Below are 11804 nucleotides of genomic sequence, written 5' to 3' on the forward strand. Positions count from 1 at the left end.
ATTCGTTCGGGACCGCAGTTCCATTACTGTACCGTACGCTGTACTGTTCCTGGATCGAGACTGATTCCAGGAGGTCGGATGTCCACACATGCACTCCCCGCCACTGCCTACGACCGAGCTGAGCGGATGCTGCTGCACAACCGGTCCCGGCTCGCCCTGCGGGCCAAGGCGAAGCCCGTCTGGATCGGCGGCGGCGAGAGGTTCTGGTACCGGGTCGAGACCGAGCGGGGCGGCGAGTTCGTGCTGGTCGACCCCGCCGCCGGGACCCGGGGGCCGGCGTTCGACCCCGAACGGCTCGCCGCCGCGCTGGCGTCCGCCGCCGGCCAGCCGGTCCAGCCGTACGCGCTGCCGTTCCGGGCGATCGAGTTGGCGGACGGGACGGTCGCGTTCGACGCGTTCGACGCGCGCTGGACCTGCCGGCTGGCCGACTACCGGTGCGCGCGGGACGAGAAGCACGTCCAACCCGCACCGCTGGAAGTCGTCTCGCCGGACAAGAAGTGGGCGGCGTTCCTCCGCGACCACGACCTGTGGGTGCGTTCGGTCGAGACGGGCGAGGAGTTCGCGCTCACCGCCGACGGCACCGCGGATCGCAGCTATGCGGCCCAACCCGACGCGGCGGTCCCCACGCACCTGCTCGGCAAGCTCGGTCTTGCGGACATGCCGCCGGCGCTGCTGTGGTCGCCGGACTCGGCGCGCGTCCTCACCCACCGCACCGACCAGAGCGATGTCGCCCTGATGCACCTGGTCGAAGCCGTCCCGCCGGACGGCGGCCGGCCGCGCCTGCGCAGCTACCACTACCCGGTCCCCGGCGAGCCGATGGCCCGCGGCGAGTGGATCGTCTTCGACATCGCGTCCCGGACCGCGACACCCGCCAGGACCGACCCGTTCCTGCTGCCCTACCTGTCACCTGTCACGCTGAAGAAGGCGTGGTGGGCCAAGGACAGCGCGGCCGTCTACTACCTGGATCAGCCCCGTGACCTCCGGACGCTGCGGCTGCACGCACTCGACCCGGCGACCGGCGAGGTGCGCACCCTGGTCGAGGAGCACGGCGACACGCGGGTGGAGGCCGCGCAGGAGGTCGCCCAGAAGCCGATCGTGCACGTGCTCGCCGGCGGCCGCGAGACGCTGTGGTACTCCCAACGAGACGGCTGGGGGCACCTGTACCGCTACGAGGACGGGGCGCTGGTCGAACAGCTCACCCGAGGGCCGTTCGCGGTGCAGGAGATCGTGCACGTCGACGAGGCGGAACGGGCCGCGTACGTCGTCGTCTCAGGACTGGTCCAGGCCGACCCGTACCGACGGTCGCTGCTCCGGGTCGGCCTGGACGGCGGCGGGACCGCCAAGCTCACCGACGACGATCTGGACCACGTGATCACCGCGCCGGAACACGGCCGCTGGTTCGTCGACTCCGCGTCGACCGTCGACACCCCACCGAGGATCACCGTGCGTGACCGGGGCGGAGCCGTGCTGGTCGAGCTGGAACAGGCCGACATCACACCGCTGCTGGCCGCCGGCTGGACGCCGCCGGAGCGGGTCAGGACCCTGGCCGCCGACGGCGTCACCGAGATCTACGGCGTCCTCTACAAGCCCCACGGCTTCGACGCCGCGCAGCGCTACCCGGTGATCGACCACCCCTACCCGGGCCCGCAGACCCACCGGGTGGCGGCCTCCTTCGACCCGGGCGCCTACGGCTACGACGCCGAGGCGGTGGCGGCGCTGGGCTTCGCGGTGCTGGCCGTCGACGGCCGCGGAACGCCCGGCCGGGACAAGGCCTTCCACGATCACGCCCACCGCAACATGGGCAGCGCGGGCGCACTCGAAGACCATGTCGCGGCGCTGCGCCAACTCGCGGAAACGCGTCCGTGGCTGGACCTGGACCGGGTCGGTGTCTTCGGCCTCTCCGGCGGGGGGTTCACCACCGCCCGCGCCCTCCTGGCGTTCCCCGACTTCTACAAGGTCGGCGTGGCCGAGGCCGGCAACCACGACAACCGCCACTACCACGCGCTGTGGGCCGAGACCTACGACGGACCGTTCGACCCGGACGCCGGGGCCCGGCTGTCCAACACCGAGCTGGCCGGGAACCTGGTCGGCAAACTACTGCTCGTCCACGGCGACATGGACGACAACGTGACACCGCATCTGACGATGCGGCTGGTCGACGCGCTGATCGACGCGAACAAGGACTTCGACCTGCTGATAGTCCCCGGCGTCGAGCACAGCTTCCTCGGCCGCAACGGCTACGTCGCCCGCCGCCGCTGGGACTACCTGGTGCGCCACCTCATGCACCGCGAACCGCCGGCCGGCTACCGACTGGCGGACGTCCCGCTCTCCCTGGAACGGCTCGAAGTCCTCTTCAGCTGACGTGGAAAGGACCTTCCCCATGCCCACCTTGATTTTGTCGGGTCATATGGGAGCCACTGCTCCGGTGTGAACGGGAGCCAGGTGTAGGCCATTCGTGGCGGTGATGTACTCGACCCCGGTGGGTGTTCTTCGGCGAATTCGGGAGCCGTTCCGGCGAGATTGGGAGCCACTGATCGGGTGACCTGTTGGGCCCGGCTGGAGTGTCCATGGGGGGTGGTGGCGTCGGTAGGGTGTGATTGCGGGCCCAGGTCGCCTCCCTGACAAGTCGCGGCCGGGGCCTCACCCTGGATATGCGGAAGGGCTGGACCCGTGGGGTCCAGCCCTTCCGGCTGTGGCAGCAAATTGGACAGTGAGATTCGTTCTTCTGGGGTTAGTACTCCAGCCGTAGATCGTGATCACGGATGGGACGGTCAGGCCCGGGACGTTCCGAGGAATCGCAGCACGGCCAGGACGCGGCGGTGGTCCGCGTCGACCACGGGCAGGTCGAGCTTGGCGAAGATGTTGTTGATGTGCTTCGCCACGGCGCTCTCGCTGACCACCAGCGCCTGCGCGATGCCGGCATTGGAGCGCCCCTCGGCCATCAAGCCGAGCACCTCCCGTTCGCGGGGGGTCAGCCGCGCGAGCGGGTCGCTGTCGCGCCGCAGCAGCAACTGGGCGACGACCTGCGGGTCCAGGGCCGTGCCCCCGTCCGCCACTCGCCGGACCGCCGCCACGAAGTCGGCGACATCGGCAACCCGCTGCTTGAGCAGGTAGCCCACACCGCTGGTGTTCGCAGACAGCAGGTCAGCCGCGTACCGCTCCTCCACGTACTGCGAAAGCAGCACCACCGCCGTCCCCGGCCAGCGCCGACGGATCTCCATCGCCGCCCGCACCCCCTCGTCGGTGAAGCCGGGCGGCATCCGGACATCGATCAAGGCGAGTTCGGGCCGGTGCTCCGCCACCGCCGCCAACAGCCCCTCCGCGTCGCCGGCTTCGGCGGCGACCTGGAACCCGCCCATCTCCAGCACCTTGATCAGGCCGACCCGCAACAACACCGAATCCTCGGCGATCACCGCGCGCACGGCAGCTCCGCGGTGACGGTGGTGGGCCCGCCAACGGGGCTGCTGACGTGGAAGGCCCCGTCGAGGGAGCCGACCCGCTTGGCCAGCCCGGTCAGCCCCGTGCCGGCGGCGGCGTCGGCACCGCCCAGCCCGTCGTCGGTAACGCGCACTCGCAGCACCTCGCCGACCTGACGGACTATCACCTCCGCATGCATCGCGTTGGCGTGCTTCGTCGCATTGGTCAGCGCCTCAGAGATCACGAAGTACGCGACCGACTCCACGCTGGGCGCCACCCGCTCCTCCAGATTGACCCGCAGCCGCACCGGCAGGGGCGTGCGGGCAGCCAGCCCGGACAACGCCGCGTCCAGACCTCGGTCTTCGAGCACGGCCGGGTGCAGCCCCCGCACCAGATCATTGAGTTCGGCGATCGCCTCCTTCGCCTCCAGGTGCGCTCTCGCGATCACCTCGCGGTCATCACTCGGCAGGTCCGGGCGGGTGGCAAGGGCCAGACCCAGGTTGACCGCGAGAGACACCAACCGCTGCTGGGTGCCGTCGTGCAGGTCGCGCTCGATCCGGCGGCGCTCCGTGTCAACGGCCTCGATCAAGTCGGTCCGGCTCACGGCCAGCTGATCGACCCGCTCCTGGAGCCGCTGCGCCCGGCTGGGCCCGAGCAGGCCCAACGCCAGCCGCGCCTCGGCCCGGGCTACTGCCCGCGCGGTCCAGGGCAGGGCGCACAGGAGGAGGAGTCCAGCCGCTGTGTAGGCCGGCAGCTGGGTCAGGTAGCCGAACCAGTCCTGGCGGATTCCGGTTGGCAGCGCCCATGACCAGGCGTAGGCGATGACGCCCGCCAGGCACGCCGCTGCCACCGCGAGCACCAGCAGCTCCAGCAGCGCGAGCAGCGGGCCCAGCAGGAGGTGGTAGCCGATCTTGCGCCAAGGCCGCGTCGCCGCGAGCCACCGGGCGGTCGAGGCCCACGTCCATTGTTCCGGCGCGGTGGGGGTGAGCCGGGGGACGTCCACACCGATGAGCACCCGGTAGCGAGCCCGCTGAACGGCCGTCAGCACCGGGGTTCCGAGCAGGACCAGGGCGGCCGACATGGAAACCGTAAGGAGCCAGTTCCCCGTCCTGGCGGTAGTCGCCGCCGCCCAGGCCCACACGGGCACCAGCGCCAGGTGCGGCAGCACACCAGCGGCAAGAAAGCAGGTGTCCCGCCGCGCCCGGAGGACCGTGCGTCTCAGTCGAGCTGGAATCGTCATGGCACGACGCTAGGGCACCGCACGAGGACGGTGCCATGAAACCTGTACCCGATCTCATGGTGAACCTAGTACCAGCTGTAGATCTTGATCTCGGCCTGTGGGCGGACAGGATCTCGGGTCGGCAGGTCGGCTTCTGCTGGCCGCCGGCAGGTAGAGCGGGCCCGGTGGAACAGGTACTATGCCCCGGTGCGAACGCGCTGGTGATCAGCGCCAGTTCGCCTCCCGCGACGAACTGGCCGAGGCCATCGACACCTTCGTCTTGGCCTACGACGAACACGACGCCAAGCCCTACCGCCGGACCTACGACGGCAGCCCGCTCAAAGCCGCATGAACCCCCGAAGGATCAACGCGGCGCTGGACTAGGACTGGAAGGCTACTTCCGGATTGTTCGGCGAGGGGCCGTCCAGCAGCGGACTGTGGATCCCCTTCAGCGTCTGGTCGAAGAACGCCGTCACGTACTCGCGGGTGATCGCCACCCCGCGTTCCGGGGAGAGGGGCCCCGTCGGGAGCCCGGCCTGCTCCTGAAGCACGTCCAGGTCGGAGAAGCTGAAGTGGTCGGCGCCGACGACCGTCAGCCACTTCTTGTAGCCGCCGAGGGCGGCCCAGGCCCGCCCCGCGATGCCGTCGCCGCTGCCGGGCGTGTGGCCGTCGCTACCCAGCATGAGGAAGGGCCGGTTGATCTGGCCGGGCATCGGGACCGGGTGGAAGGCGCCGTCCATGTCCACTCCGGCCCGTACTCGCGGGTCGGCGATCATCGTGGCGGCCGCCGCCGCTCCGCCGAGGGAGTGTCCGGCCATGCCGATCTCGTGCTTGTCGATGAGGTGTGCCAGGCGCCACGCGGTGTTGCCGTGCGTCAACTGGTCGATCACGAAGGACACGTCCCGCCCGCGGCTGACAGCTTCGGCGTCGAAGTCGATCGTTTCCGGGTGATCGCAGATCGCGCACGGCGGCGTCTGGCCGTTCGCCAGCGTCTCGCCGCTGTCCTCGTAGGTGTGGCCGATGAGCGCGACGACGTAGCCGTGACTGGCCAGGTCGGTCGCGAGCGAGGTGAGCATCATGCGCGGGTTCTCGGCCGCGGCTGAGAGGACCACCAGCGGATGCTTGCCGCGTTGCGGCCGCGCGCCGTCGAAGGCGTGAGTGGTGACGCTGGAAAGGGTCTGCGGGGTGACGCCGTAGCTCGCCGGTATCTTCCGGCGCTCGGTGATTCCGGCTGCCTCGGCGAGGGTCATGTAAGGGGCCGGAGTCCCGGTCCCGGGGACGGCCGGGTAGACCATCGTGACGGTCAGTTGGCGGGGGCCGGACGACGGCACCCACGGGTCGAGGCGGCTCGTGTCGGTGAGGTGGATGATGTCCTCGCCGGCGGCGTAGGGGCCGGTCGGCGCGGGGAGCGTGCCGTGGAAGGACGGCGTGGACGCGGTGGCCGTGGCCGTGGCCGTGGCCGGTGCGGTGTCGAACGCGTGCGTGGCCACCGGTGTGGCCGACGGTGTGGTCGTGGCGGCGAACCCGGCGCCGGTTCCGGTGATGAGGGCGGCGAGCGTCAGCACCGCGACAGCGCTGATACGGCGATTGCGTTTCATGGGATCGACGCTAGGACACCTCGACGGGGGTCTGCCATGAGCCTGGCACCCGAATCCATGGTGGCACCAGTGCCACGGTTGCTGATTCTGTAGTCGGACAAGAGAAGCGCGTCGACGATGCCGTTCTCCTGGGTGAAGGTGGCGATGAGGGACTGTCAGGCGATGTTGTCGACCGCTGCCCACCCAGCCCCTGCCCACCCTCATGTCCACCCCCGGTGACGCCGACCCCGCCTACGTGCTCACGCAGAGATTCGTCCAACAGTGCGTCAGTTCGGGGCTGGGAAGAGGGATTCCTGGGTGGCCTGGTAGCGGTAGGACTCGGTGCCGGTCTGGATCAGGGTGCAGCGGAAGGTGATCCGGTCGGCGATGGCCGCGCAGAGGCGGGCGTCGCCGAAGGTCTTGTCCCATTCGGTGAAGGGTGAGTTCGTGGCGACCGCGGTGGCCTTGCGCTCCTCACGCTCGGTGAAGATCTGGAACAGCAGTTTGGCTCCCTTGCGGTCAAGGTTGAGGTAGCCGAACTCGTCCAGGCACAAAAGGTCGATCTTGCTGTAGCGGGCGATGACAGAGGACAGGCGGCGGCTGGCGTCGGCTTCGGCGAGCTCGTTCACCAGCGCGCTGGTGGTGGTGTAGCGCACCGACAGGCCGGTCTCGGCGATGGCGGTGCCGATGCCGATCAGCAGGTGGGACTTGCCGGTGCCGGAGTCGCCGATCAACACCAGAGGCCGGCCTTCGCGGACCCAGGTCGGGGACTTCAGGTCCGCGACGACCTCGGGGGTGATGTTCGGGTTCTTGGAGAAGTCGATCGCGGCTAGACGCTCGTTCAGCTCCGCCTGCGGTTCGACCGCAGGAGGCGGGACCAGGTGTTTGCGGCGGAACCGCCCGCCCTCGTGCTCCCCCCGCCCTTCTCGTGGGCACCGTCCTCGCCGGGCGCACAGTAGAACGCGGAGAACTGGTACCAGGACTTGAACGACGCCCACCGCGCCGACTCCAGCCTGGCGCGGCCGAACAGCACCTGCTTGACCGCCGGCTTCAAGTTGTCGTAGCGGATGTGCACCGACGGCACCCCGCCCAGCACGGTGAACGCCTCGACGTGGCCTTCCAGGAACGCCTCCTGGGACGCTGTCGCGTAGACCCGGTGCACCGCCTTGCCCGAGTAGGAAAGCCGCAGCGTGAACAGCACGCACTTGCGCCGCTGCCCGGCCAGGTCCAGCCAGAAGTCCGCGAAGGCGACCTCCGCCTCCTCGCACGGCCTCTTCGCCTGCGGCACCATGCCATCGAGATGCCGCCGGCCCTCCAGAGCCTCCGCGCGGATCTGCGGGCGTCGCTTGGACACGTAGTCCCAGACCGTGGTCGAACGGGCCAACTCGAAGTCGTGCTCCGCAGCCAGACGCTCCATGATCCGCGGGATCGTGTGCTTCTGCTTCGCCGGAGCGTCCAGGTCCTCGCGCAGCATCGCGTCGATAGAGCCCTTCACCGGCTCCAGCGCAGCGTGACGGCCAGACGGCGCAAGCCTCCACGATTACTCCGAAAGCGGCATGCTCCACACCATCACATCGGTTGGCTCCCGATCTCACCGGAGAACCCCTGGCTCCCATTCACCCCGAAGCCGTGGCTCTATTTCACCCCGGTAAAAACACCCACCTTCTCTGCCCGGGCCCGGCCCTTCTTCTCGAACCGCGGGTAGCCGACGGCCCGGCCGGCGCGACGGCCGGCCAGCGAGTCGAAGTTGGTCGGCGAGACGGCGCGTGCGCTGCTGATAGCGCTCGATCAGGCCGGGAAGCTGCTCGTGGAACGTCTGCCGCGGGCAGCCCCGGCCCGGGCAGACCGTGCGCCGGACCCGCACGGCTGCGACGGCCCGCCGCCCGTCCACCGGCACGTCCGCGACCACCCGCCCGTGGAAGGCGTGCACCTGCCCCGTCGGCCGTCCGCACATCGGGCACGGCACCGGATCGTCCCCCGGTGCGGACGGCCGACCCCGGGCAGTGGAGGGCGATCCGTGCTCAGGCGGTCGCGTCGAGGGCCGGGGGCTGCCAGTTGTACGTCCGGGCGGAGCGGTTGAGCAGGGTGCGGGCCGGGAGGAGGCCGGCGAGGGTGAGGGCGGCGTCGCGCAGGCGGGTGGCGGCGGGGGTGCGGAGGGCGACGAGGCCGCCGATGCGGCGGGAGCCGGTGACGATGGCGGTGGTGCGCGGGAGGCGTGCGGCGGTGTAGGCGGGGAGGCTGGTGGCCGGGTCCGCGGCGGGGGTCAGGGCGGAGGCGAGGACGACGGCGTCCTCGACGGCCTGGCAGGCGCCCTGGCCCTGGAAGGGGCACATGGCGTGGGCGGCGTCGCCGAGGAGGGCGACCCGGCCCTGGTGGTAGGCGGGCAGGGGGTCGGAGAGGTCCCAGACGTCGTGGCGCAGGACGCGCCCGGGTTCCGCGAGCGCGAGGAGTTGGGGCACGGGCGCGCACCAGGTGCCGTACCTGCGCAGGAGCTCGGCCTTCTCGTCGCCGTCGGCGGCGCGGGCGCCGGCCGGGGCGAGGGCGGCGCCGTACACGTAGACCCGGCCGTCGGCGAGCGGGACGACGCCGGCGAGCTGTCCGCGTCCCCAGACCTCGCCCACGGCATCCGGCCGGCGGGTGGGGGACACGATGGTGCGCCAGGTGGTGAAGCCGCTGTAGCGGGGGCCGGGGTGCTGCGGGAAGAGCTGCGCGCGGGTGGCGGAGCGGAGGCCGTCGGCGGCGACCACCAGGGCGGCGGGCCGGTTCCCGTCGGGGGTCGAGACGACGGCTGGTTCGGTGGTGCCTCCGGGGGTGACGAGGGCGGCGGGCGAGTTGGTGCGGACGGTGCCGTCCGGAAGGGCGTCGACCAGGGCGGCGATGACGTCGGCGCGGGCGACGGCGGTGATCGTCTCGCCGAAGCGGGCCTCGAAGGTGGCGGTGTCGGTGCGGGCGAGCCAGCGTCCGGAGGGGTGGCGCAGGCCGATGGCGGGATGCGGGGTGGCGAGGGCGCGCAGGCGTTCGCCGACGCCGAGCCGGTCGAGGGCGCGCAGGGCGTTGGGGGCGAGGGCGAGTCCGGCGCCGACGGGTTCGAGCGAGGCGGCGCGCTCGTGGACGGTCACGGGGATGCCCTGGCGGTGGAGGGCGAGGGCGGCGGAGAGTCCGCCGATGCCGCCGCCGATGACGATCGCCTGATACGCGTCCATGAGTGAACCCCTCTCCCGACACTACGGCTGTAGTGACCACTTCCCGCACCGTACTACACCTGTAGTTGGGATGGGCTAGTGTTGACGTGAATGGGGTTCGGGCCCGCCCCGGGTCGAGACCCCCTGAGGAGAGAGGTCGTGATCGGATCCATGACACCGCCGCGCCCGACGCTGATCGCCGACGCCGCCATCGCCCTGATCGCCGAGCGCGGCCTGCGCGGGCTGACCCACCGCGCGGTGGACGAGGAGGCCGGACTGCCCGCCGGCTCGACCTCGAACCTCGCCCGGACCAGGGCCGCCCTGCTCGACCTCGCCCTCACCCGCATCGTCGAACGCGAGACCGGAGGCCACCCGCTCATGGCCGGCGGGCCCCCGCCGGACGCCTGCCCGCGCAACCTGCTCGCCCAGGGAGTGGCCGAGTTGCTGCACGAGGCGCTCACCACCGGGCGCAGCCTCACGCTGGCCCGCCTCGAACTCGCCCTGGAAGCCACCCGCCGGCCCGAACTGCGCGCCGGCTACGACCGGCTGGGTGCGCGCTTCACCGACACCGCTGCCGCCCTGCTGGCGCGGAGCGGCTCGGCCGACCCCGTGGCCGACGCCCAACGGCTGATCCGCTGGTGCGACGGGCTGCTGTTCAACGGCGCAGCGGGCAGCGGGCACTGGCACGTGCCGACACCGGAGGAACTGCGCGGCGAGGTCGCACGCTACCTCGCCGCACTGCTCGACCGGGGACTGCTCGACCGGGCCTGACCGGCCGGGACCGATCGACCGTCGCGGACGCAAGATCCCTGAACCACGGCAGCGGCCCAAAGGCTAGCGTGAGGCGAGGATCTTCGATCGAGTCCCATGAGCTGAATGAACGGCAGAGGGGTGCGGGGGTGCGAATGGCACTGGAGATGATCCCGGACCGGCCCGGTCGGGAGGTCGCCTTCGAGCCCAAGCTCGATGGGCTCCTTGCGATCTTCTGCCCTGACTGGGTGATGCCGCAGACCACGGCGGTGAGGGCAACGCTCGGCGGTGTCGTCACGGCGGTGGGGGCCGGTGGCTTCGCGGTCGTTCCGGTGGATCGCCGACCCCTTGAGCGGCAGCGGTGGTGACGTGCCAGCTGACGGGGAGGGTGAGTGGTGACTTGCTCGGGGATTCGTCGTCCCAGGCGGGTTCCTGTCCTTCGGCGAGGCGCAGTCGCGGGAAGCGGTCGAGCAGGGCTTCCAGTCCCACGGCCATCTGGGCCCGGGCCAGGTGCGCGCCGATGCAGTTGTGCGCACCCCGGCCGAAGGTGAGGTGCGGGTTCTCCGCCCGGCACAGGTCGAGCCGGTCGGCGTCGATGAACACCCGCTCGTCGCGGTTGGCCGAGGCGAGGACGGGCAGAACGGCGTCGCCCGCGCGGATCCTGCGGTCGTGCAACTCGATGTCCTCGACGGCCTGGAGGACCACGACGCCGTTCATGACCGGTATGTACCGCAGGAGTTCCTCCACCGCGCCGGGTATGAGGCCGCGGTCGTCGCGGAGCCGGGCGTACCGGTCGGGCGCGGTCAGCAGGGCCACCACGGCGTCGGCCAGGAACATGGTGCTCGTGCGGTAGCCGGCGACCAGCATCGAGAGCCCGAAGGTCACCGCGCTCTCCCCGTCCAGGGTGCCGGGCCCGCACGCGTGGACCAGCCCGGTGAGGACGTCGTCGGCGGGCTCGCGCCGCTTGCGGTCGAGCAGTGACGCGATGTACTCGCGCAGTTCGGAGGTGACCTCGCGGCCCTCGTCCAGGGTGACCATCGCCCCGAGGGCGGCGTCCGCCCTGGGCAGGAAGTACTCGCGGTCCTCGTAGGGGATGCCCACCAGCTCGCACATGGCCAGCAGCGGGAAGGGCTCCAGGAAGCCGCCGACCAGGTCGCCGGGCTGCCCGGCGGCCGTGAAGTCGTCCAGCAGCCCATCGGCCGACCGGCGCAGTCGCGGCAGCCGGCGCCGGACGGAACGGACGCTGAACGGCTCGGCCAGAGCGCGGCGCAGGGCCTCGTGGCGGGGGCCGTTCAGTTCCATCATCGTGATCAGGCCCGGCTCGTCGTCGTCGGCGGCCCGGTCAGGTCGGGGCGGCCAGTCGTTGATGGTCGGCCGGATCAGCCGGGGGTCCGCGATCAGGTCCCGGACGTCCTCGTAGCGGGTGGCGTACCAGGCGGTGGCGCCGATCGGCAGCCGGACCTCCGTGAGCGGGCACTCCCGGCGCAGCCACCCGTACTGCGTGGGCGGGCCCATGGTGCCCGGCGGCGGGAGGGGCAGGTCGATGGCGGGCAGGTTGATGGCGGGCGGGTCGGCGGCGGGTTGCGGCGGTGAGCTGCTCACTGGCGGTGCTCCCTGGTCGCGTACGAGGTGGTCGCGTACGAGGTGGTCGCGTGGGAG

At 71.2% G+C, this 11804-nt stretch carries 11 protein-coding genes; 3 read left to right on the forward strand and 8 right to left on the reverse strand.

The annotated features are described in order from the left end of the window. Positions 1 to 78 precede the first annotated feature (78 nt). Positions 79 to 2361 (forward strand): DPP IV N-terminal domain-containing protein, encoded by a 2283-nt coding sequence (locus tag ACIP37_RS30425; protein ID WP_400808613.1) that lies wholly within the window; start codon positions 79 to 81, stop codon positions 2359 to 2361. Between the two features lie 410 nt (positions 2362 to 2771). Here the strand turns inward: ACIP37_RS30425 and ACIP37_RS30430 are convergent, their stop codons facing one another. Together ACIP37_RS30430 and ACIP37_RS30435 are read right to left on the reverse strand one after the other, a co-directional pair. Further along, the gene (locus ACIP37_RS30430) at positions 2772 to 3422 is read right to left on the reverse strand and encodes a response regulator (RefSeq protein ID WP_400808616.1); all 651 of its coding nucleotides are present in this window, start codon (positions 3420 to 3422) and stop codon (positions 2772 to 2774) included. Continuing rightward, entirely contained in the window at positions 3410 to 4657 is a 1248-nt protein-coding gene (locus ACIP37_RS30435) for a sensor histidine kinase (protein ID WP_400808619.1), read from the reverse strand. Before ACIP37_RS30435 ends, ACIP37_RS30430 begins: the two co-directional genes overlap by 13 nt. A gap of 178 nt (positions 4658 to 4835) precedes the next feature. Here ACIP37_RS30435 and ACIP37_RS30440 point away from each other — a divergent pair, with 178 nt between their 5' ends. Beyond that, entirely contained in the window at positions 4836 to 4988 is a 153-nt protein-coding gene (locus ACIP37_RS30440; RefSeq protein WP_363587930.1) for a hypothetical protein, read from the forward strand. A gap of 28 nt (positions 4989 to 5016) precedes the next feature. On the opposite strand, the gene ACIP37_RS30445 is transcribed toward ACIP37_RS30440, so the two are convergent. The 5 genes from ACIP37_RS30445 to ACIP37_RS30465 form a co-directional block, all read right to left on the reverse strand. Then, positions 5017 to 6234 carry an alpha/beta hydrolase gene (locus ACIP37_RS30445; RefSeq protein WP_363633516.1) on the reverse strand — a complete coding sequence of 406 codons (1218 nt, stop codon included), beginning with the start codon at positions 6232 to 6234 and terminating at the stop codon, positions 5017 to 5019. Between the two features lie 266 nt (positions 6235 to 6500). Then, the gene (locus ACIP37_RS30450; protein WP_400808732.1) at positions 6501 to 7169 is read right to left on the reverse strand and encodes an ATP-binding protein; all 669 of its coding nucleotides are present in this window, start codon (positions 7167 to 7169) and stop codon (positions 6501 to 6503) included. Continuing rightward, entirely contained in the window at positions 7055 to 7708 is a 654-nt protein-coding gene (locus ACIP37_RS30455; RefSeq protein WP_400808623.1) for a hypothetical protein, read from the reverse strand. The genes ACIP37_RS30450 and ACIP37_RS30455 overlap by 115 nt, the downstream gene beginning before the upstream one ends. Positions 7709 to 7804: 96 nt before the next feature. After that, positions 7805 to 8179, reverse strand: a complete 375-nt coding sequence (locus tag ACIP37_RS30460) for a transposase family protein (RefSeq protein ID WP_400808625.1) — start codon at positions 8177 to 8179, stop codon at positions 7805 to 7807. Between the two features lie 55 nt (positions 8180 to 8234). Continuing rightward, positions 8235 to 9416 (reverse strand): FAD-dependent monooxygenase, encoded by a 1182-nt coding sequence (locus ACIP37_RS30465; RefSeq protein WP_400808627.1) that lies wholly within the window; start codon positions 9414 to 9416, stop codon positions 8235 to 8237. 138 nt (positions 9417 to 9554) lie between these two features. On the opposite strand from ACIP37_RS30465, the gene ACIP37_RS30470 reads away from it, so the two are divergent. Continuing rightward, positions 9555 to 10166, forward strand: coding sequence for a TetR/AcrR family transcriptional regulator (locus ACIP37_RS30470; protein ID WP_400808629.1), 612 nt, complete (start codon positions 9555 to 9557; stop codon positions 10164 to 10166). A 273-nt stretch (positions 10167 to 10439) separates the two neighbouring features. Here the strand turns inward: ACIP37_RS30470 and ACIP37_RS30475 are convergent, their stop codons facing one another. Further along, positions 10440 to 11747 (reverse strand): cytochrome P450, encoded by a 1308-nt coding sequence (locus ACIP37_RS30475; RefSeq protein ID WP_400808631.1) that lies wholly within the window; start codon positions 11745 to 11747, stop codon positions 10440 to 10442. Positions 11748 to 11804 lie beyond the last annotated feature (57 nt).

The sequence above is a fragment of the Kitasatospora sp. NPDC088861 genome (assembly GCF_044750105.1).
In the GTDB taxonomy this organism is placed as follows: Bacteria; Actinomycetota; Actinomycetes; order Streptomycetales; family Streptomycetaceae; genus Kitasatospora.

Bases quoted from the DNA above. Each gene is read 5' to 3' on its own strand.
- ACIP37_RS30425 (WP_400808613.1), top strand. From the start codon at position 79: ATGTCCACACATGCACTCCCCGCCACTGCCTACGACCGAGCTGAGCGG.
- ACIP37_RS30435 (WP_400808619.1), bottom strand. From the start codon at position 4,657: ATGACGATTCCAGCTCGACTGAGACGCACGGTCCTCCGGGCGCGGCGG.
- ACIP37_RS30440 (WP_363587930.1), top strand. From the start codon at position 4,836: ATGCCCCGGTGCGAACGCGCTGGTGATCAGCGCCAGTTCGCCTCCCGC.
- ACIP37_RS30445 (WP_363633516.1), bottom strand. From the start codon at position 6,234: ATGAAACGCAATCGCCGTATCAGCGCTGTCGCGGTGCTGACGCTCGCC.
- ACIP37_RS30465 (WP_400808627.1), bottom strand. From the start codon at position 9,416: ATGGACGCGTATCAGGCGATCGTCATCGGCGGCGGCATCGGCGGACTC.